Annotated in this window: 16 protein-coding genes; 9 read left to right on the top strand and 7 right to left on the bottom strand. The window is 56.3% G+C overall.

Annotation, left to right across the window (positions count from 1 at the left end; all coding sequences use genetic code 11):
* Positions 1-351: 351 nt before the first annotated feature.
* The 3 genes from RDV48_26350 to RDV48_26340 all read left to right on the top strand — a co-directional run bounded on the left by RDV48_26350 (position 352) and on the right by RDV48_26340 (position 2,361).
* A complete protein-coding gene (locus RDV48_26350) occupies positions 352-939 on the top strand; it encodes a hypothetical protein (GenBank protein MDQ7826352.1) in 588 nt (195 codons plus the stop codon).
* A gap of 10 nt (positions 940-949) precedes the next feature.
* Entirely contained in the window at positions 950-1,567 is a 618-nt protein-coding gene (locus tag RDV48_26345; protein MDQ7826351.1) for a bifunctional DNA primase/polymerase, read from the top strand.
* A gap of 221 nt (positions 1,568-1,788) precedes the next feature.
* Positions 1,789-2,361 carry a methyltransferase domain-containing protein gene (locus RDV48_26340; protein MDQ7826350.1) on the top strand — a complete coding sequence of 191 codons (573 nt, stop codon included), beginning with the start codon at positions 1,789-1,791 and terminating at the stop codon, positions 2,359-2,361.
* A gap of 9 nt (positions 2,362-2,370) precedes the next feature.
* Here the strand turns inward: RDV48_26340 and RDV48_26335 are convergent, their stop codons facing one another.
* From RDV48_26335 to RDV48_26325, 3 genes are all read right to left on the bottom strand, one after another.
* Entirely contained in the window at positions 2,371-3,291 is a 921-nt protein-coding gene (locus tag RDV48_26335; GenBank protein ID MDQ7826349.1) for a hypothetical protein, read from the bottom strand.
* Between the two features lie 108 nt (positions 3,292-3,399).
* Positions 3,400-5,301, bottom strand: coding sequence for an ankyrin repeat domain-containing protein (locus RDV48_26330; protein ID MDQ7826348.1), 1,902 nt, complete (start codon positions 5,299-5,301; stop codon positions 3,400-3,402).
* A 30-nt stretch (positions 5,302-5,331) separates the two neighbouring features.
* Complete coding sequence (locus RDV48_26325; GenBank protein ID MDQ7826347.1) at positions 5,332-6,774, bottom strand: serine/threonine-protein kinase; 1,443 nt, start codon at positions 6,772-6,774, stop codon at positions 5,332-5,334.
* A gap of 196 nt (positions 6,775-6,970) precedes the next feature.
* Between RDV48_26325 and RDV48_26320 the strand changes: the two genes are divergently transcribed.
* Positions 6,971-8,695, top strand: a complete 1,725-nt coding sequence (locus RDV48_26320; protein ID MDQ7826346.1) for an amidohydrolase — start codon at positions 6,971-6,973, stop codon at positions 8,693-8,695.
* A gap of 86 nt (positions 8,696-8,781) precedes the next feature.
* On the opposite strand, the gene RDV48_26315 is transcribed toward RDV48_26320, so the two are convergent.
* Positions 8,782-9,501: a thermonuclease family protein gene (locus RDV48_26315; protein ID MDQ7826345.1), complete on the bottom strand. Its 720-nt coding sequence runs from the start codon at positions 9,499-9,501 to the stop codon at positions 8,782-8,784.
* A gap of 326 nt (positions 9,502-9,827) precedes the next feature.
* On the opposite strand from RDV48_26315, the gene RDV48_26310 reads away from it, so the two are divergent.
* Both RDV48_26310 and RDV48_26305 read left to right on the top strand, forming a co-directional pair.
* On the top strand, positions 9,828-10,685 hold the full coding sequence (locus RDV48_26310; protein MDQ7826344.1) for a hypothetical protein: 858 nt from the start codon (positions 9,828-9,830) through the stop codon (positions 10,683-10,685).
* Positions 10,686-10,709: 24 nt separating this feature from the next.
* Positions 10,710-11,843 (top strand): radical SAM protein, encoded by a 1,134-nt coding sequence (locus RDV48_26305; GenBank protein ID MDQ7826343.1) that lies wholly within the window; start codon positions 10,710-10,712, stop codon positions 11,841-11,843.
* Between the two features lie 158 nt (positions 11,844-12,001).
* Here RDV48_26305 and RDV48_26300 read toward each other — a convergent pair whose 3' ends face one another.
* Both RDV48_26300 and RDV48_26295 read right to left on the bottom strand, forming a co-directional pair.
* The gene (locus RDV48_26300) at positions 12,002-14,320 is read right to left on the bottom strand and encodes a PBP1A family penicillin-binding protein (GenBank protein MDQ7826342.1); all 2,319 of its coding nucleotides are present in this window, start codon (positions 14,318-14,320) and stop codon (positions 12,002-12,004) included.
* A gap of 39 nt (positions 14,321-14,359) precedes the next feature.
* Complete coding sequence (locus RDV48_26295; protein ID MDQ7826341.1) at positions 14,360-14,695, bottom strand: STAS domain-containing protein; 336 nt, start codon at positions 14,693-14,695, stop codon at positions 14,360-14,362.
* 265 nt (positions 14,696-14,960) lie between these two features.
* On the opposite strand from RDV48_26295, the gene RDV48_26290 reads away from it, so the two are divergent.
* Positions 14,961-15,761, top strand: coding sequence for a hypothetical protein (locus tag RDV48_26290; GenBank protein ID MDQ7826340.1), 801 nt, complete (start codon positions 14,961-14,963; stop codon positions 15,759-15,761).
* On the opposite strand, the gene RDV48_26285 is transcribed toward RDV48_26290, so the two are convergent.
* Positions 15,740-16,900 carry a transporter substrate-binding domain-containing protein gene (locus RDV48_26285; GenBank protein ID MDQ7826339.1) on the bottom strand — a complete coding sequence of 387 codons (1,161 nt, stop codon included), beginning with the start codon at positions 16,898-16,900 and terminating at the stop codon, positions 15,740-15,742. The two genes, RDV48_26290 and RDV48_26285, sit on opposite strands and share 22 nt — an antisense overlap.
* Positions 16,901-17,139: 239 nt before the next feature.
* Between RDV48_26285 and RDV48_26280 the strand changes: the two genes are divergently transcribed.
* Together RDV48_26280 and RDV48_26275 are read left to right on the top strand one after the other, a co-directional pair.
* Positions 17,140-18,564, top strand: coding sequence for a serine/threonine-protein kinase (locus RDV48_26280; GenBank protein MDQ7826338.1), 1,425 nt, complete (start codon positions 17,140-17,142; stop codon positions 18,562-18,564).
* Positions 18,561-19,886, top strand: coding sequence for a serine/threonine-protein kinase (locus RDV48_26275; protein ID MDQ7826337.1), 1,326 nt, complete (start codon positions 18,561-18,563; stop codon positions 19,884-19,886). The genes RDV48_26280 and RDV48_26275 overlap by 4 nt, the downstream gene beginning before the upstream one ends.
* The last annotated feature ends 64 nt before the right edge of the window (positions 19,887-19,950 follow it).

Genomic DNA, 19,950 nt, shown 5'->3' with positions numbered 1-19,950 from the left:
GCATAAGATGACATGTAAGTATATAAAACGTTGCAGGATAGGGAAACAGGAGGCAGTATGGTGCAAAAAGGATACATATGCACTCCGGTATACCACTGAAAATCGGCGTGATAGAGAGGATTTTCTCATCTTCACTTCGTGTCACTGACACTCATGTGTCAGTGGAGTGTAGTACTATCAAATCAGGAAAGATATCCAGGAAGTGGCGGATAATCGTCATGTCGGCATAAATGGGGCAACCGGGGCGGGGTTCTCAAAAGGCTATCAGGTGGCAGTGCAAAATCTGCCTTCCCGGGCACGTGATATGAGAGGAAGAGAGCGGCCGGGCAGGCTGAAGAGAAGGAGGTTGTCGTGAGCAGGCTGGAACTTTATCGCGCCTTCTATGTCATCGAGGGACCTCTGCAATACTTTTTTCACTGGGTTACTCTTTCGGGGCGGGTCGTGCCACCCTTGCCATATGGCAGAGCCATTCTGGGATATGATGCCCTCTCCATCGACAGGCGTGCCATGGTTTGGCTTTTCCTTGACGAGTTCCTGAGTGCTGCGGAAGCGAAGACCCTTGCAAGACTCTATGGGAGGAGCGGCCTCGTGCTCAACTGCCTGCCTGTGGAATTTCCCTTTCACTGCGAGAAGATTTCAACGACGCTGCGCTCCTTGTTCCTCTGTCCCATAAAGGGAGTCAAAATCTCGGGATGCCAGGAGGAGCACTGGCGCGGGGTGCCATCCATCTCCAGGATAGCCACCTTCGTCGTGGAAGTCCGGTGCGGCTCTCCATCTCTCAAGACAATGAGGAGAATGGGGAAGCTCTTTGAAGCTCTTGGCCTCCCCCTAGGAACTTTTTCCCCCTGCGCGGAAGCGAGGGAGTTTCTTGAGGGAAATGCCATTGTGGTGTCGTCGGTCCAGGACAATGCCTCGCTTTTCAAACATCCTGAGGAATAGGCGGTGACCTGTGTTTCTTCAAGACTACATCCCTGTATATAGTGAGAGAGGACTTTCTGCTTACGTGGGCCCTTATGATGAGAACCCCGGGAGCTCAGGAGTATCTGCGGTACCTTCCGTGAAAGGCTTCGATGTGCTTTATATCCGCACAGGGAGGGCCTTTAACATGCTTGCCCTGGAAGTTGATGCCCGGGCCTGCGGGCAGCTTGCATCACTTCTCCGTGATGGCTCACTGGAAGGTATTCCAAGGACTCCCTCTGTCACTGCACCTGACGGGCGTTCGACGTACCTTTACTCCTGCAGAAGCATCACATGCGAAGGCATTGGCCATTCACTTGAACTCACACCGGGCATTATAATGAGAAGCGATGGGGGAAAGGTGATGATCCCTCCAAGCTGCGATCACCTGGGAAGGCCTGCAGTGTGGCACGATGAATTCTGGCCCCGTGCCGGGTTTCCCGCAGCCATGGTAAGAATATTAGCCACATTGCTTATGGCTGAGAAAGAAAAGGCTTCTTCATCCATTGAATTGATGCGCTCATGGGAAGGAAAGGAGGCGGGAAGGCTTTTTCCAGCAAAGCCGGGAAGGGCACTGTGGGTGAAGCTTGCCCTCCAGGCCCTCAACTGATGAGGCTTGAGCTCTTTTCTACTTCATGACGTCCCACTCTTCAGGGCAGGAATCCATCGACTCCGGCGGCCCGAACATTTTGCATATCATTTCCAGCAGTTTATCCATCGTCTTTTCCTCCTCCCGTGCCCCTGCTTTCATCTATAATGTAACACCTGAATGTGAAGATATGATGAAGGAAATCTTTAAAAAAAGGGGAAATGACTTTTCGAGGAGCAGAAATGAGTTGCCACGACCGCCGTTTTCATGAGGATCAATGGGCCAATTTGCTTGACAAGGAGAGGGAAGCCCGGTGGGACCGTCCCGCCTTTCTCCTGAAAATGGGCATCCTTCCCGGCCAGGCTCTCCTTGATCTTGGATGCGGCCCAGGGTTCTGGACCTTCCACCTTGCCGAGGCCGCAGGCTCCACGGGCCTTGTCTGGGCCCTCGATGTGAGCGGCAGGATGCTGGAAAGCCTCGCGGAACAAAACCCTCCGCCCCAGGTGAAGCCCCTTCTCTGCGAGCTTCCCCTCATCACCCTCCCCGACGCCTCCGTTGACCTTGTGTGGGCATCCTTTATCTTTCACGAGGTCGTTCCTCACGCCGATATGGCAGCAGAAATCCGCCGCGTAACCAGGCCGGGCGGCAAGGTGGCGGTGCTTGACTGGCACCCCGATGCGCCATCATCCAAGGGCCCTCCCCGCAGCGAGCGCCTGACGGCCGGTGAAATCATATCGTTTCTTACCGGTGCGGGATTTCAAAAGGCTGAAAAGATATGGGAAAGCAGTGACCATTACATGGTAGCTGCCTGCTGAGCGGGGAGCTCAGGACCTGAAACGCTCCTCAAGAAAGTCATGCATGGCGGGATCTTTCCTCTTGAGATGGCCTTTCGTGAGGTTATCAGGGGCAAAGTAGCTCACGTGGTCATTAGAGGGATCTTCAGGGATTTCCTTGTCGATGAGGTAGGCAGCTATTGACTGGGCAAGGTATTCGCCCTTATCTGATGCGGCATAGCCGTCAACAAACCCGTGGCCTGACTCATTGGCGCTGGCCGCTTCATAGTTCTTATCCACCGTGCCAGACCATTCTCCGGCTTCCTCCCCGCTGTTTCTCATCGCGTCATCGACGGCGTGGGAGAACTCGTGAAATATCATGGCGCTGTGGAAGTCGCTCTTTGAATTCACCTCGCTCTCCTTGTAGAAGAGGATGTTGCTGATGGTGTCATAGGCCCCGATGACCTCATTCCAGGAGTAGCCTCCAGAAGTGAGGTCCTCCCTTTCTCCCGGATCTTCTGTGCCATTCGTGTTGAGGTCAATCCACCTGCCCACCTCGATTTTTCCGTTTTTGTCGAGATCCTGGCCGAAGCCGAGGTCCGTGGGCTTCATATCGCCCTCTTTGGGAGAGTCCTTCAGGATGTGGATAATGAGGCCGTGCTCTTTTGCCTCTGTTATCATGGAAAGGGGGAAGCACGACAGGGAAGAGATAAGGCCTTCGACGTCTGCTTTCCCGGTGTGATCGGTGACGAGGGAGGAGAGGAGGCGCTTTTTCTCTAGGGCGTCGCAGCATAGGAGGAGCATGGGCTTCTTTTCCGCCTGCCCGGCCTTTCCTGGATCTTTGCCGATCTCGGCGCGGTCACAGGACCCGGAGGAGGTGCCTTCAGGAGCGGGAAGAGCATCGGCCACAGGGAGCGAAAGAGAGGCCCCCGGGAAGGGCATCTGGGGAAGGGAGACCGGGTTGTTGTACATGGACCTCGCTCAGGCAGAACAGATTTCATATCCTCTCCAGCCCATTATAGCAATAAAAAGGGAGAGTATCTGTAAAAGTTTTTTTAACTTATCGATAGTTATACCATGTCACTCCTTGCCGCCATGCTCGGTGATGAATTTTTTGGAGTAGCGGTAATTCCTGGCATAGTAAAGGGGTGTTTTTCCAAGACTGTCTCTTGCATTCACCTCGGCGCCGCCCGCTATGAGCTCCTCGACGGCGCTCCCGTGACCTTCCGCCGCATAGTGCAGGGGCGTCTTCCCTTCATTGTCCTTTGCATTGACATCGGCGTCTTTTCTCACCAGTATCCTCACTGCCTTGTCGCTCCGGGCTGAATGAAGGGGAGTCTTGGCTCCGTTTTCTTTGCCTGCTGAGAGGCTGTTGACGTCGGCGCCTTTTTCAATGAGCAGCTTCGCCACGTCCAGGTAATCGGCGCTTATCGCATAATGAAGAGCAGTCTTTCCTGCCTTGTCACGCCCGTTGACCTCGGTGCCCTTTTCCAGCAGGAGCCTTGCCATCTCGATATTGCCGTTCCACGCGGCATGATGGAGCAGAGTTCCTTCCATGCCTTTCTTCCCGCTGCCGGCATGCTCTATGAGGAACAGCGCCACATCGTTGTGGCCCCGGTCGATCGCTTTCTCAAGTGCGGTATGGCCCGAACTGTCTTTCAGAGAGCAGTCGGCTCCTTTTTCCACGAGGTATTTCACCACCTCCAGGCGGCCCATTCCTGCCGCCTCGTGGAGCGGCGTCTCGAGGAGCTTGGCGGAAGGCTCGTTCAGGAGGCCGGGATTGGCATCGATATATGCCCGGACTTTCTTCAGGTCGCCCCTGTTGGCCGCCATGTGGACGCTGTTCATCTGAAGCGTGAAGATTATAGTGAAAAGGATCGGCAGGGCAAGCAAGGGTGCCAGTCTGGCAAAGGGAAAACCTGGATCTTTGGTAGTGTAAGCGATTATATCCTGGGCGCCGCGGGAGGTGAGCTTTTCCGCAATCTTTCGGTGAGTGCCCGCCAGGGCCAGGTGGAGCGCGGTGGCCATCTCATTGTCAATGCAGTTCACTTCCGCCCTGTGAGCCAGCAGGAGGTCCACAAGCTCACCGTCACCTCTGTGGCAGGCGAAATGGAGGGCAGTCCTGAGGCTTCTCCACTCCCTGCCGTTCACATCGGCTCCAAGGTCCAGGGCGATTTTCGCCAGGGCCCTGTGCCCCCCCGAGGCGGCCACCGTGAGGGCAAGCTTCCCGCCTGCCGAGCGGATGCCTGCCAGTCTGGGGTTTTTGTCGAGCATGGCAAGGATTTTACCGCAGTCGCCATTGTCGAGGGCCTGGGAGTATTCCTCATAGAAAGGGCTGCCCTCCCGGTCCTTGAGATAATCGAGATACTCCCGGACTCTCTCCACAAGGTAGATGACCATGAGGGGATTGGTGTCAGTGGGCCAGAGAGTGAGCGACCTGCCTTGCACGGTGACTGCCCTGGCGCGGTAGCCGTAATTCTTTACATGTTCCGCTTCAAGGCTTTCTATGTCGCCAGGGGCTGCTCTCATGGGGCGGTCCAGGCCGAGAAGAGGCGTGGTGGCGCGGGTAAGGAGAGTGGCGGTGACGGTGATGACATTCCTGTTCACCATGCGGGTAAGGGCAAAATAGAAGATGGCAAGCGGCATGACAAGGGATGAGAGCATGGGGAGCAGGAAGAGGAGAGGCTCCTCCCTCATGAAATCGCTGAGGTGGGCTCCCATTCCCTTCGTCTCGGGATCATTGAAGAACATATAGGTAAAAATGATTACCCCTGAAATGAGCAAGGCAATCAATATTCCGCCGCTCCAGGGGCTCCTGTAGTCGATAACCAGTCTCAGCTCTTCGGGAGTGAGGGACACCTGGACCTTGTCTGGTTTCGGGAGAGGATGGGCACGGGCTGTCAGGGCGCCGCATGAGGAACATTCAACGTAGGGAAGCGAGGGCTTCACGTCGAGTGAGGCCTTGCATTTCGAGCACAGCACGGGACAATCACCGCCTTTCTGGCTTAAGGCTCATAAATCCGACGGGTCCACCACGAGACCCTCCTTTCTGCTGTAACGGGGATAATCAGGCTGGGAGAGCAGCTTCCCGTGAGATGATCCCCTGCAGTAAAAGGTGTATTTGTCAGCACCGGCGCTTGTGTAGCTTCCGCGGTAAGTGTCTTTGCCCGCCGCGGGGCATGAGGGAATCTTCTGAAGATACGCCGGGGTGAGGGCATCGAGCCTCGGGGGAGAGGACCCGCTATTTTCATGGGAATAGACTTCAATGGCCGCGGCGATGGTTTTCAGGTTCTCCCTGCAGCCGTCAAGCATTGTGCGGTCTCCGGTGCCCTTGAGGGAGGGGGAGAGGAGAAAAACCGGGATCAGCAGCAGCACAAGGGAAGCTGCTATGACTCCCAGCGAATTGACAGCTTTGCGCCACTCGCCTTTTGCCATATGGAAACAGGCTGCCGGCAGTGAGGCCAGCACAAGCACGGCAAGCCCCGCAAAGCCTGCAATGCATATGAATGATCCCACAACCGGTATGACCGCGCAGAACACAATGGTCATCAGGTACAGGAAGAGTGTCCAGGGTTCGTCGGTGAGAAGCACCAGGGGCTGCCATTTTTTCGCGGAAGGCGCCTGTGGGGCTTTGCTGCCCCCCTCCTCCTCTTTCCGGAGAAATGCCCTCATTTCGGCGATTGACTGGAAGCGCCGCTCAGGCTCTTTCTCCAGGGCTTTCCCCACTGCAAGGGAGAGGCGGGGATCAAGGCCGCTCCTCACCTGGAGCAGGGGGGGAAACTGGAAATTGAATTTCTGGGGATTCTCTCCCGAGAGGAGGCGGAACGTCGTGGCTCCCAGGGAGTATATGTCGGAGCGCCCGTCGGTCTGCCTGGTGCCGTACTGCTCGGGCGCAGAGAAGCCCGGGGTCCCTATGGCCTGGGTGTCCCGCATTTTACCCGGGTCAAAGGCTCTTGTGATGCCGAAGTCTATGAGCTTGGCTTTCCCCCCCGCGGTGATGACGATGTTGGAAGGCTTCAGGTCGCGGTAGATGAGGGGAGGGCTCTGGCTGTGGAGATACTCAAGGATGTCCATAATCTGGAATATCCAGGGCATGAGCTCCTCTGCGGAAAAGGAGCCCTCGCGGAGTGAGAGCTTCTCTTCCAGGTTTTCCCCCTCGATATACTCCATCACCAGGTAGTGGCGGCTGCTCTCAGGGAAGCAGTCCACCACCTTGGGAAGCCCCGTGTGATTGAGGCCAGAAAGGATCCTGAATTCTCTCTGGAAAAACTCCCGGGCTTCACGGCCTTCTTCAGGGGAGAGAGCATCTGTTGAAAGCTCCTTCAGAGCCCACCGCGCCCCGGCAATGGTGAGATCTTCCGCCTGGTAGACCCGCCCGGTGGCTCCCTCGCCTATGACGGCAGTTATCCTGTATCTCGCTCTGAAGACGGTACCGGTGGGAAGCGCTTCTGCCATGGTCCCTCTTTTTTGCCAATCTCTTCCGATAACAGTTCGTTTCCACGGATAAAGATTCCTAGGTTTTCTTTAGAGAGGTGAAGGCATCTTGAAAGGGAAGCCCGCCGGGTGCCGATGACGGCAGCCCTTGGGCCTGAGAATGGAAAGTATGGTATAATTATCGGTACATGGAACGGAGCCTCATTAGGAGGGCACGGTGTTCAAAAAAATCATCATCATTCTTCTGACTCTCTTCTTCGGTGCTGCATGCGCCGTCAGGAGCGCTGATCACCCCAGAGCCGGCATTCTCCTCCAGAATGGCGCAATCTACACGATGGATACCTCAAGGAGCTGGGCAGACTCGGTGGCGGTTCTTGGAGGAAAGATTCTTTACGCGGGCACTCGAAAGGGGGCCGGGGAATATATAGGTCCCGCGACAAAAGTCATCGATCTCAAGGGCGCCATGGTTCTCCCGGGGTTCTGCGACAGCCACATTCACCCCATTTTCGGCGGGATCGAGACTTCTCAATGTGCCCTTTTCGACCTGTCCACCAGGGAGGAAGTATTCAAGGCCGTGAAGCATTATGCTGAGAGCCACAGGGAGAAGAGCTGGATTCTGGGAAGCGGCTGGGCTTCCTTCATTTTTCCCGGGGCCAATCCCACGAAGGAGGAGCTTGACAGGCTCGTGCCTGACAGGCCTGCGTTCATCTCTTCTGCAGACGGCCACTCCTCGTGGGCGAACTCGAAAGCCCTCGCGATGGCAGGCATCACGAAGGGGACAGCCGATCCTCCGGGGGGGCGCATTGAGCGCCGCGCCGGAACGGGCGAGCCCTCAGGGACACTCCGTGAGAGTGCCTCAGATCTTGTGGAAAAGCTTATCCCTCCCGCGACGCCCGGCGAGAGGCTCGAGGCATTGATGACCTTTCTCCGGAAGGCCGGCGCCCTCGGCATCACTTCCCTGGTGGAGGCAAATGCCGACAAGGATGAGCTTGAGACGTACCTTGAGCTTGAGAAGAGAGGCGAGCTCACTGTGAGGGTTACTGCTTCACTCCATGTCGATCCAGAAAAGGGAGCCGCGCAGATTCCGGCTCTCATGGCGAGGCGGGACCGCTACCGTGGGCCGCGTGTTGAAGCCGGCATGGCGAAGCTCTTTGTTGACGGCGTCCTGGAGACTAAAACCGCCGCTCTGCTGGAGCCATATCTGCAAAGCGGCGTTGACAGGGGGAAGCTTCTTATCGAGCCGGGGCCTTTGAATGAGCTGGTGGTGCTCCTTGACCGTGAGGGCTTCCAGGTTCATGTCCATGCCATAGGCGACAGGGGGGTGAGGGCAGCGCTTGACGCGTTTCAGGAGGCTCTCATGAAAAACGGCAACGGTGACCGGCGCCACCACATTGCCCACCTGGAGCTCATCGATCCTGCTGATATCCCGCGTTTCCGCCGCCTGGGCGCCGTGGCGAACTGCCAGCCATTCTGGGCTTTCCCCGACAAATACATTACCGAGCTGACCGAGCCAATCATCGGCCCTGCACGATCCCGGTACCTCTATCCCTTCGGGAGCATTGCAAAGACAGGCGCCATCCTGGCTGCAGGAAGCGACTGGCCTGTGAGCACCATGAATCCCCTTGAGGCAATCCAGGTCGCCGTCACAAGGAAGCCCCCAGAAGAGCCAGGCAAGCCTCCATTGAATGCCGATGAGCGCCTCAGCCTTGATGAAGCCCTCGCGGCTTATACAATCCACGGCGCGTACCTTCGCCATCATGAGAAGGACACCGGATCCCTCGAGGCTGGCAAGGCGGCAGACCTGGTGGTGCTGGAAAGGAACCTTTTCGAGACGAAGCCTGAAGAGCTCAGGAAGGTGAAAGTCCTGATGACGATGCTTGAAGGGAAGTGGATTTTCTGCGATGAAGCGATGAAAAAAGCCGCAGAAGGGAATTCCCTTTAAAAGTCAGATGGGATCTGCCCCGGCTCAATACAATTCCACCCGAGATGATCATGATGAAGGCCCAGGTCATCAAAAGTGATTTTGGCTCAGCGCCTCCTCACGGCACCACAGGCCTCGCTTGAGTTGTTCCTGTGATATTCATTGCAGTAGTTGCAGAATGTCCTGTTGTAATAAGGGCTTGCCCCGGTGCCATACCCGTACCCGTAATTGCCGTATACAGGCTCCGTGCTGAGGACTGTGGTACCGGTATCCCAGGAGGTTCCCGCATCGCCGTTGTTCTGGAGGGGATTGAAGCCGTAGCTCCCGTTGCTGGCTCCCGTCGGCGCTCCCGATGTGTTGGGCTGAATACCCCGCTGCTGGGTCCTGAAATCCCAGGGAGCGACAGGATTGGGCTGGGTCCAGAGGCCGATTTTCTGCGCTTTTGCCAGATCTGCAGCCTGGGCAATCTCCGAGTCCTGCTCGAGCTTGCCGTCATACCAGGCAAGCCCTGCTGAAGCGATGGCAGTGCCCACGTCTTTCCCGTCGAGGGAGATCTTTGAGACTTTCCTGTTGCTGTGATCGACCCAGACTACCTCCACGTCAACGTTTTTTCCCTGGATGAGCTGCTCCAGGTATGTCTTGGCCTGGGGACCGAAAGGCTGGTCAAGATCGGGGCAGTCAATGCAGTTGAGCTTCAGGGTGCCTTCGCCGACCAGGATATCATTGCCGTCAGTGATGGAGATCACCTTGGTGGAGAAGTCCTGGGCGCCTGCCCATGAGGTGAGGAGAAGGGCAAAAAGCAGAACACATAAGGCCGTCTTTCTCATAGAGATTCCTCCCTTGCACTAATTTTCGCCATCTCTATCAGTTTCAGCTTCCCTGCGCCCCAGGTCTCTCAATGGCGCCGTTGAAGCCTGATGGAAAGTGAGAAGATATCCCCTGTACTTCTTTACAAAAGGCTTTTTTCCTGTGTCTGTTAATGATTGCACAGGCAGCCATTTTGTCATCTGAAGCACCAGCAATTGCTGAAAGCCCATGGCCTCAGGATCATGAAAAGGTTTCTCCTGAAGGAGGAAGAGCCTCACTGCCGTATTGAAGAACTATCGGGAAAAATGCGAAGAGAAGAGGGAAGACCAGGAAAGGAAGTGGCCTTATGAGGATAAAACCGCTCAAGCGTTACAGGAAGCCCCCCTACCCGGGGCTGGAGGATTTCCGGAGCGATAGTGAATCGCCATGGAAATGCCTTCCCTCCCGCTGGAAAAATGATGCTCTCATCGCGGGAACCCTCTGCGCCCTGGCACTTTCAGGCTGCACCGGCAAAGCCGGGCAGGTGCAGGCAGTCCCCGGTGACACCCCTTCTGTCTCCTCGACGAGAACGCCTGCCCGGACGGGAGGCATTGCACCGGATATCCCCGTCTCTTCCTGCGAGCCGCGAAGCGGTGATATCCTGCAGAAACAAAGCGGCACAGTGGCTCCGCTCTTCAACCATGGCTACGGCTTTGTGAGGAGCGGCGGCGAAGCGGCATCATTCCCTGCCCCTCTCGGAGAAGATGAGGCCAGGCAGCTCATCGAAGGGGAATTCAAAAAGGCCGGCATCACCTTTGACAGGCACAACGTGATAATCTCCGGTGTGACAGGCGAATATAAGGGAACCGCCAAAGACATTTTTGGTGAAATCGAGCCCTCCAATTACCGCGGGCCCGTCGGGCTTGACGGTTACAGCTCGGCACACCGTTTCGCCTATGAGTATATTTCCTCTGCCGATGAGTCGCTCTATATAAAGAAGGGCGAGATAAGAAGCACGGCGCCGCCCGTAGCTTATTCCAGGCCCGCTGCGGTGGTCATGGAAGATCTTTTCACGAGGGCCCGCAAAGTGAACCTGCTGATATTTTATGATCCCCTCGATATGAAGGACAACAGGGGTGACCTCGATGCGTCGCGCAAGGATCTCCTCGCGCAGGTGAAGGATGCCATCGCATGGGCAAGGAACAAAGGCTGGATAAAGAAATAAGCTCCCCCGCCAGAAGGAGAGGCAATGCACTTCACCTTTCACCTCACGACAGGATGCACGATGCGGTGCGATTACTGTTACTCCCCGCCGCTCGCGCGTCTTGATATGACAGAGGAGACTGCCCGGCAGGCCATGGAGTTCGCCGTAACCACCCAGCCGAAGCATTCAGGGATTGTATTTTACGGCGGCGAGCCTCTTCTCAGGAAGGATATAATCAGGCTTGTCGTGGCGCTTGCAAAGGACGCAGAGGAAAAGCACGGCCACCGCTTCCACTTCAAGCTCACCACCAACGGGATCCTTCTTGACGAGGAGTTTCTCGAGTTTGCCGGGTGCGAGAACATCGCAGTCTCCCTCAGCATGGACGGCGATGCAAGGTCCCATGACTGCCACAGAAAGACTGCCGATGGCAGGGGCACTTTCAGCATTGTCGATGAAAAGGCCTCGATGCTTCTCAAGTGGCAGCCCTATACCCATGCAATGATGGTCGTCACGCCGGCGACGCTGGATTATTTCCATGACTCGGTGAAATTCCTTCTTGAGAAGGGCTTCAGGTATATTCTCCTCTCCCTTGATTACCGCGGAGTGTGGACCGACAATGATCTGCGGCGGCTGAGAAAGCAGTATGGCCTCCTGGCGAAGCTCTATGAGAGATTGACTCTCGAGGAGCACAAGTTCTATTTCGGCCCTTTTGATGTGAAGATTGCAGGCCATATCCATGGGGCGGGAGCCCTCTGCGAGCGCTGCCATGGAGGCGTGAAACAGGTGTCAGTGGCCCCGGACGGGGGCCTGTACCCCTGTGTCGCCTTTGTGCAGGACTGCGTGAGCACAGAGGAATTCAGGATCGGAGACGTGAGAAGGGGCTTTGATGACGGTAAGCGCACAGCCCTTTTTCAGAGGGCTCATGCTGCCAAGGAGTCCTGCCGGGGCTGCGCCATCGAGGAAAGATGCCACAGCCGCTGCGGCTGCATCAACTGGCAGTCTGCCGGCGATATTGCCATGGTCTCGCCGGTGCTCTGCGAGACGGAGCGTATCGTCATCCCCGTCGCAGACAGGCTGGCCCGCCGCCTTTACCGGAAAAAGGCCCCCATGTTCATCCAGAAGCATTACAATCCCGCCTACCCTGTCATATCCCTCCTCGAGGACCTCCAGGGCCTTTAGCAAAATGGTAACAATTTCCTTACCGTTTCCTTACAAAAGTGCGGGATTTCCTTACACTGCCCCGCTATAATAAAGAGGTAACAGAAGCCTCTCCTGCTGAAAACTCATCTACCCCGTTCCGGCAGGAAGGCTTCTTTTTAATTCACTCCCGGATTTTTCTAGAGCTCAACTTTGCCCGGCGTTTTCTTGCCTTCGTCAGGCGTCGGCGGCGCAGGATTTACGGTTCCCTCTTCGCCTTCCCCCGGCGCGGGAGTCTCTTCAAACTCGGTGGGCAGCTCTATCTCAGCAGGCGGTGAGCCGTCGGTGCCTGGCTCAAGCGTCGGGACGCCCTGGGTGGCACGCTCCGGTGTATTCTTTCCCGGTGTGCCGCTCTCTTCAGGCCCCGGGCTTTCGTCGTGGAACTGCAGCCTCTCGTCAATGGTGGGTGCAGGGCTAGCCGACGGAGTCGGGCTGGGTGTCTTCTTCCCCGTGTCCCCGAGTTTCCTGATGCCATGAACGGTGCAGAATTTTGCAGGTACCTTGCCGGGCGCAAAGAAGTCCTTCCTGATGTCGGTGCACTTCCCTGTAGCTCGAAGGCCAGTGTCGCTGCATATCATGACGCCGATCTCGTCCTCATCATTGGCACCGAAATTCCTGGCGGGTCTGCCCTTGAGGACTTTCTTCATGAAGGCGGCCCATATGCCGGCGGCATGGGTTCCCCCGAAGACGCGGTTCATTTCGCTGGAGTCGTCATTTCCTGTCCATACGGCGCAGGAAAGCTGCGGCACATAGCCCGCGAACCAGGCATCCCTGTAATCGTCGGTAGTGCCGGTTTTGCCTGCCGCAGGGCGCCCGATCTGTGCCGCTGTCCCTGTCCCGCTCTTGATGACCTCCTCAAGCATCCCTGTTACTGTAAAAGCTGTCATTTCCGACAGGACTTCCTCTTTTTTCGGTTTCCGGTTGTCTTCAATGACCTTTCCCTTGGAGTTGGTAATGAGGCGTATTGCGGTGGGCTTTGAGCGCTTTCCCCCTGCTGCGAGGACGCCGTATGCTGATGCCATGTCCAGCACATTGACCTCGCTCGATCCCAGGGCAAGGGAGAGATTGGGCTGAAGCGGATCGGTGATTCCCATCTTCTTTGCAAGATCGATAACCTTTCCCGGGCCCACGGTATTGATGACCTTTACGGCGCAGACGTTCCGGGACCACTTGATGGAGTCGAGAAACGTAAGGGGCCCGTAGAATCTCCTGTCGGAGTTCTTGGGGCTCCACCGGGTGCTTCCCGGGATGGTGTAAGTGACGGGCGTGTCTTCAACGACTGTCTCGGGAGTATATCCCTCTTCAATAGCCTCGCTGTAAACAAAGACTTTGAAGGCTGAGCCCGGGAGACGGCGGGCCTGCCAGGCCCTGTTGAACTGGTTCTTCTCTGTATAGCCGCTTCCACCCACCATTGCCCTGATGGAGCCAGTGGCAGGGTCTACGGCCACAAGCGCCGCGTTTGTGGCGTTCATGTGCTGCTTATCAGCCCTCTTCAGGCCCTCGGCGATGGCTGCTGCGGCAGCCTTCTGCATGGAGAGGTCAAGGGTGGTGTATATTTTGAGACCGCCGCGGTAAAGGGTGTTGTCGTCATATCTCTGAGAGAGCTCATGGAGGGCGAACGTAGTGAAATAGGGGTACTTTATCATCTGGAATTCCGATTTTTTCGGCGCAAAGTCGAGCTTTGTCTCCCTTGCCTTCTTTTCCTCATCGCCGGTAATGAAGCCGCAGATGGCCATTCTTTTCAGCACGATGTCCTGGCGTTCCAGGGCCGCTTTTTCATCAACAAGAGGGGAGAAGAGGCTCGGCGCCGCAGGAAGGCCTGCTATCAGGGCGCACTCGGGAAGCGAGAGATCCCTGGCGTGCCTGCCGAAGTAAGTCTGGGCCGCTGCCTCAATGCCGTAGGCACCGGAGCCGAAATAAATCTGGTTCAGGTAATACTCCAGGATCTCTTTTTTGGAAAAGCTCCGCTCAATCTGGAGGGAGAGGAGTATCTCCTGGATTTTCCTCTTTATGCTCCTCTCGGGGCTCAGAAAGATATTCCTTGCAAGCTGCTGCGTAATGGTGCTTGCGCCCTGCGAGATGTCGCCGCCCTTGAGGTTCTGGTAGACGGCCCTTGTGATCCCCACGGGATCGACACCCTTATGCTGGTAAAAACGGGCGTCCTCTGTGGCGATGAGGGCCTCCTGCATCTTCTGGGGAATATCCTTTATGGAGACCCAGATGCGGTTCTCCTTGTATAGCACGCCTATCAGCGAGCCTTCCAAAGAGAATATCTGCGAGCTCTCGCTCGGCTCGAAGCGGGTGAGCTTCTGCACGTCGGGGAGATCCTTGGAGTACTTGGATACTACGGCCATAATGGCGCCGATGGTGAGGCAGGCAAGGAGGATGACGGTAAAGAATGCAACGAGGAGCACCTTGATAAAGAGGCCGCCCTTTTTCTTTACCGTTTTTTGAGCCATCTCCCGCTCCTTGAGCCCAAGATGCCTGCACCTTCACTCTCAGACCAGCGCAGCCAGGGCTTCCTCTTCTGTGGAGTAAATGCCGAGGATTTCATAGAACCCTGCAATTTTAAAAATCTTCGCAGTCGTCTCCTGAAGCCCCGAGAAGGCTATTCTGCCTTTCTGCTTTTTCATGGTCTTTGCGGCCTGCAGAAAGCTCCTGAGCCCTATGCTGCTTATGTATTCAAGGCTTTCAAGCCTGAAAAGCATTTTCAATGCGCCGCTTTCCAGAAGCCCCTGTATCTTTTCATCAAAATCTCTCACGGAAACGGCATCAAGTTTCCCCGAAACCGTCACGATATGGATATTTTTCTCTTCCCGCAGGGCGATTTCCATAGTCTTATCTTTCCTTATTGTGAAAAATAATGAACCATTCATTGGTGCATTTGTTCATGATGACCTCTTCTTTGTCCGGCTTATTTCTCCTGCGATGCGGGAGTTCAATGAAGGTGAATGAGATGAAACAGGGGGGCTGATCACCTGGAATTCTGGCAGGAAATGGAGAAAAGAGCGGGAGAGGATGCCTCGGCGGCGAATCATGGAAGCGAATGCCCGATGCTTTGTTGAGCGTGAAATTGCGTTATGAAGGGATAAAGGAATAGTGCCGCTTTTCAAGCTTGTAATCCTCGCAGCGATGGTGCTTTTTCTCTCAGGAGGATGCCGGTCCCAGGGAGGGCCTCCTTCGCCGGCACCTTCCCCGGCTCTGCGGCCCTCACCGGCCTCATCGGCTCCCCTTGCAGCTGCCCCCGCCCCTCCTGTTTCAGGCCCGGTACAGGCATCTGATTACGAGTCGGAAGTGCGGAAGCTTCTTGACCTCCCCCTGCCGGGAAGCCAGAATTCCGCTGAAGGCATTGAATATCTCACCAGGACTCTTGCAAATATGAAGCTTGTCGCCACGGCATGCGAGATGTACGCCTCTGAGAATGGCGGACTTTATCCCGACCGGGAGCAGAAGCTTGTCCCCCGTTACCTTGGTGACGAGCCCTGCTGCTTCACCCCTGGCGGCAGGAGAGCCTTTACCTATAAGGCCATCGGAAAGAACAGGCAGTATGCCCTTTTCTGCAAAGGCCAGGAGTTCTCCCACCTGGGAGTGCCTGAGGACTATCCGCAGCTTTCGAGCAGCGGGGGCCTTATGATAAAGCCTGGCGTCAGGGAGCGGCGCCCCGGGCCTACGAGGCTTGAAGAGGCTCTCGAGCTTTTCCGCCAGGGAACATCAGTGCTCCCCGGGGTATTAAGATCGGGAGACCGTGCAAAAGCCCGCTGCGCCCGCGAGAAACTCAAGAAAGCACTCGTCATGGAGGTGCTGGATCACGAGACAGTGAGGGTGGCCAAGCACATGATCGCGCGGTACGAGAAAATTGAAAGCAGGAAGGCGCCCCGTCAGAACCTGTCAGGCGAGTAAATATTCCCGTTTTTTTCCGCGTCCCCCGCTTCTGCCCTTCCCCTCTTCTGGTAAACCGTTGCCAGCCATGAGTCTATGACACCCTCTATGGAGCCCTCATCGAGCATTTTGAGGAGGGCTACGTCAAAATCATCAGCGGCTTTCTGGTTCTGACGGGTGAACATGAAGGCAAGACTCACCGAGCGCATTGAATAGGGGCTTATTGCCAGACGGCTGCCGGGACGGAGTTTCAGGTAATATTCGAGGGCCAGATGATCAAAGGCAAAGACATCGGCGGTGCCATCAGAAAGCATGCCTATCGCCTCAGGGACGCTGTCCGTGAGGGTGAAATTTTTGCCGTACTTGCCGAGAATGCGGGCGGTGTTGGTTCCCTCGATCAGCACCACTTTCTTCTGGCAGATCTGCGCAGGGGTGCTGTATGATTCGCCAGGCAGATACTCCAGAGTAAAGATTGTGGTAAGGACTGATGCAAGCCCTGCAGTGAGTGTTGAGGCCGTCACCATCGAGATAATCATCCATATGCTGCATACGATTTTCCCCCCTTTGGTTTTCGGGACGATATCGCCGAAGCCGACGGTGGTCATCACCGAGAGGGCAAGCCACATGCCATGGCCCACTCCGTGGAGCCATGTGGCGGGAAACTGCTCAGGATTATGCCGGTACTCGAAAAGCCAGAGCAGGTGACCTACTATGAGAAGGACCACCAGGATACCGCCTGCCGCAGTGAAGAAGGCTTTCGTGAGGAGGGGTTTCACCCTGTCCCAGAGAGTCGGGGGCTTTGCCCGCGTCATAAAGGCAATGCACGTCGTATAGTAGGGAATGGTGAAGGTATATTTTTCCGCCTTGTCTGCAGACATGGCAACAGGGCCGATGGCACCGTCAAGTTTCCCCTTGTCGAGATCGTCCAGGATATCAGGGAGGCTGCGGTAATAGTAAATCTTGAAGTCCAGGCCTGCCCTCTCTGCAACACTCTTCCAGACCTGGATACTCATGCCATCGGGCTCGCCGTCCTTGCCGATTATTACATAGGGCGGGGCATTCCAGGCTCCCATGCTGAGGGTATCCGCCCATGCAATGCCTGGCGGCAGCAGGCAGACAAGGAGAAGGAAGAAAAATGCTGTCAGGTGCCTGGCCTGCATAAAAGCTCCATTCATGATTCTCTGAGTGATTCTCACCACTGATTCTCCTGAAAGATGCCTTTCTCCTCTGCATGCCCCTCCAGGGCATCATACCAGGCACTGCTTCCCCTTCCGCGGATATGCAGTGTGCGTTGAGGCCGGCTTCATTTCCGCGCAGACCCCGGGAAGGATGCCGGGGCTTTCCGATGAATCCTGAGAAGAGGCACGATTATCTGTGCCACGCGGGAGGAATGCCTGCCATGCTCTTGCCAGGCTCGGTGCTCAATGACCGTTACACCATCGAAACTCTCATTGCAAAGGGAGGCATGAGCCTGGTCTATCTGGCTTCTGACAGCCATCTGCCGGGAAAAATAGTGGTCAAGGAGATGGGAGACATCTTCCCTTCTGCTGAAGACAGGGAGGCCATCATAGGGCAGTTCAGGAGGGAAGCCGCTCTCCTCTCAAAACTTTCCCACATGAGCCTTCCCCGTGTCATTGACTCATTTTCCATACAGGAAAGCCACTATCTTGTCGAGGAGCATCTCGAGGGAGTCACCCTGGACAAAAAGGCGGCCCTGGGGCTCTTTTCGGAAGAGGAAGCCCTCGGGGTGGCGGTGCAGATCCTCTCCCTCCTCGATTTTCTGCATTCCCACCGGATCATATACCGTGATGTGAAGCCCCATCACATCATGGCCTGCTCCGACGGGACTTACAGGCTCGTGGATTTCGGGATCGCGCGTCTATTCAGCATCGGCAAACGCCGTGACACGGTGCTTATGGGCACGCCGGGCTTCGCCGCCCCCGAGCATTACGGGCAGCGCCAGACCGATGAGCGGAGCGATATATACGGCATGGCGGCAACCCTCCATTTTCTTGTCACCGGGAAGGACTCCGCCCTTGCTCCCTTCCATTTTGACCCTCCATGCATCGTAAACGAGGCAGTGAGCAAGTGGTTCAGCGACATTATCATGGCAGGTGTTGAGCTCTCCCCTGAAGACAGGTTCCAGAGCGCCCGGGAGATGCTGGAGGTGCTTTCAGGCCCCCGCGATGCGCCGGTGCGCGCCAGGAATTTCTGCTATCCCGAGCGCCTCCCCGTCCTGAGGGGGAAGAGAGGGGTGTGCTCGGTGCTTTTCGGTTTTGTCTCTGCCAGTTTTCTCAGCAGTGCAATAATCGAGGGCAACCTCGCATTTATCGGGGTTTCGCTCTTCTCGGCCGCCGTGAGTTACGGATATCTGACGGAGAACCTGGAGAAGCGCAGAACCAGGATAGTGGCGAGCCTGAGAGATCTTACACTCTCGCGGAGCGGCTATAACGCCTTCCGCACGGTTATTCCCTGGGAGTCCATAAAGGCCCTCAGGATCTGCCGCGCCCAGAGGTGGGCAGGAGCGCTGCGCAAAATTGTATCAAGGGGGAAGGAGGCCCGGCAGTCTATTGCCATAAGCAGAATAGAGATACTTTATACCATTGAAGAGGCAGGAACAAGCTCAGAGAGGATTTACACTTCCCTTTCCCACGCCTCTTTCGATGATGCAGCACTTCTGGAAAAAGGGTGGATCAAGAAGCTCTCATTCACCTCAGAGCTGGAGGGATGGGAGGAGCTCACCAGGTTTATCCGCGCCAGGGCAAAGCTGAGGAATGCCGATGCCCCCGGCAGTGACGTTCTTGACGAGGTGTATCTCCGATGAGCGGCGGGGAGCTCTCTCCGGGAACCCTTCTCAATGGTAGATACACTGTTGAGAGGCTTCTTGCCCGCGGCGGGATGAGTGTCCTTTACTGCGCAAAGGACAGGCACATGGAAGGGACCTGGGTCATCAAGCAGATGGCTGACCTGCAGGCCGATGCTGAGGACACCAGGGCGATCAAGGAGCAGTTCAGGCGCGAGGCGTCCCTTCTCTCGGGGCTCTCCCACAGGGGCCTTCCCCGCGTGCTCGACTGCTTCAGCGAGGGCGGGAAAGAATACCTCGTGGAGGAGTACATAGACGGCACAAGCCTTGAGGAGCATCTTGCGGGGAAAAAGCACCTGAGCCAGTATGAGGTGGTAAAGATCGCCGACGAGCTCCTCGAGGTCCTGGATTATCTCCATTCCAAGGGGATCATTTACCGCGATATCAAGCCGGGAAACATCATGCTGGACCGGGCCGGGGAGATCCGCCTTGTGGATTTCGGCATCGCACGCTTCTATACGGCAGGGAAGAAATCCGATACTGTGGTGGTGGGAACGCCCGGGTATGCCTCGCCTGAGCATTACGGAAAGGGCCAGACCGATCCCAGAAGCGACATTTACAGTCTCGGCGCCACCCTCCATGCCCTCCTCACAGGCTGTGACCCCTCGCAGTCCCCCTTCTTTTTCAGCGCCCCCTCGACGCTCGTCCCCGGCGTCTCCCTGGGCCTCTCAAAGGTTATCATGAAGGCCCTGGAGCTCCGGCCGGAGGACCGCTGGCAGGGAGCAAAGGAGATGCAGAGAGCCCTCAGGGAGAACACGATAGAGAACCCCTACCGTCTTCATTACGAGTACGGAGCCTTTGTGCCCGTGAAAAACTTTGCGGTGCAGGCAGGTTCTATCCTCACGGTGACCGCATCGGTGGCTGACTTTCTCTTCAGGGGCCACCCGGAGACTCTTATTGCCATCCCTGTGTGGTTTGCTTTTATAGGCATGGCCACGGTGGCAAGCACCATCCTTCATGGCGATATGGCAATAGACATAAAAAGCGATGGCCTTGTCTACAGGAAGGGCACCACATCCTTTCAGGCATCCTGGGAAGAAATAGAGGAGCTGAGGGTCCACAGGAGCGCAGGAGCCGACGTGAACCTCACGGGGCCTCTCTCGGTGAAGCCCGTGAAGTTTGAGATAAAAGCCCCGGCAGGATCCATCCTGTTCACTCCTGATCTCCCGCACTGGGAGAGGCTGGTGGACTGGATAATATTCAGGGCGGGCCTGGAGCCTGCCGAGGATCTCCGTGAGCACACGGCAGATCAGGTATACCGCAGGCTCTCCGCCTCGTCCTGACATTCTTTCCCTGAGACCCCTGCACAATGAAATGCAATCTGTCAGCTTTGCTCCAAGCGCCTAC

The organism is Candidatus Eremiobacterota bacterium (assembly GCA_031082125.1).
Taxonomy (GTDB): Bacteria; Vulcanimicrobiota; CADAWZ01; order CADAWZ01; family Ess09-12; genus Ess09-12.
The sequence above is the reverse complement of the archived record's forward strand: the minus strand, read 5'-3'. Positions and strand labels throughout refer to the sequence as shown.

What these genes read in the sequence shown, in the direction of transcription:
- RDV48_26310 (MDQ7826344.1), top strand. Translation starts at nt 9,828, where the DNA reads ATGAGGATAAAACCGCTCAAGCGTTACAGGAAGCCCCCCTACCCGGGG.
- RDV48_26315 (MDQ7826345.1), bottom strand. Translation starts at nt 9,501, where the DNA reads ATGAGAAAGACGGCCTTATGTGTTCTGCTTTTTGCCCTTCTCCTCACC.
- RDV48_26305 (MDQ7826343.1), top strand. Translation starts at nt 10,710, where the DNA reads ATGCACTTCACCTTTCACCTCACGACAGGATGCACGATGCGGTGCGAT.
- RDV48_26340 (MDQ7826350.1), top strand. Translation starts at nt 1,789, where the DNA reads ATGAGTTGCCACGACCGCCGTTTTCATGAGGATCAATGGGCCAATTTG.
- RDV48_26280 (MDQ7826338.1), top strand. Translation starts at nt 17,140, where the DNA reads ATGCTCTTGCCAGGCTCGGTGCTCAATGACCGTTACACCATCGAAACT.
- RDV48_26285 (MDQ7826339.1), bottom strand. Translation starts at nt 16,900, where the DNA reads ATGCAGGCCAGGCACCTGACAGCATTTTTCTTCCTTCTCCTTGTCTGC.
- RDV48_26335 (MDQ7826349.1), bottom strand. Translation starts at nt 3,291, where the DNA reads ATGTACAACAACCCGGTCTCCCTTCCCCAGATGCCCTTCCCGGGGGCC.
- RDV48_26295 (MDQ7826341.1), bottom strand. Translation starts at nt 14,695, where the DNA reads ATGGAAATCGCCCTGCGGGAAGAGAAAAATATCCATATCGTGACGGTT.
- RDV48_26300 (MDQ7826342.1), bottom strand. Translation starts at nt 14,320, where the DNA reads ATGGCTCAAAAAACGGTAAAGAAAAAGGGCGGCCTCTTTATCAAGGTG.
- RDV48_26275 (MDQ7826337.1), top strand. Translation starts at nt 18,561, where the DNA reads ATGAGCGGCGGGGAGCTCTCTCCGGGAACCCTTCTCAATGGTAGATAC.
- RDV48_26325 (MDQ7826347.1), bottom strand. Translation starts at nt 6,774, where the DNA reads ATGGCAGAAGCGCTTCCCACCGGTACCGTCTTCAGAGCGAGATACAGG.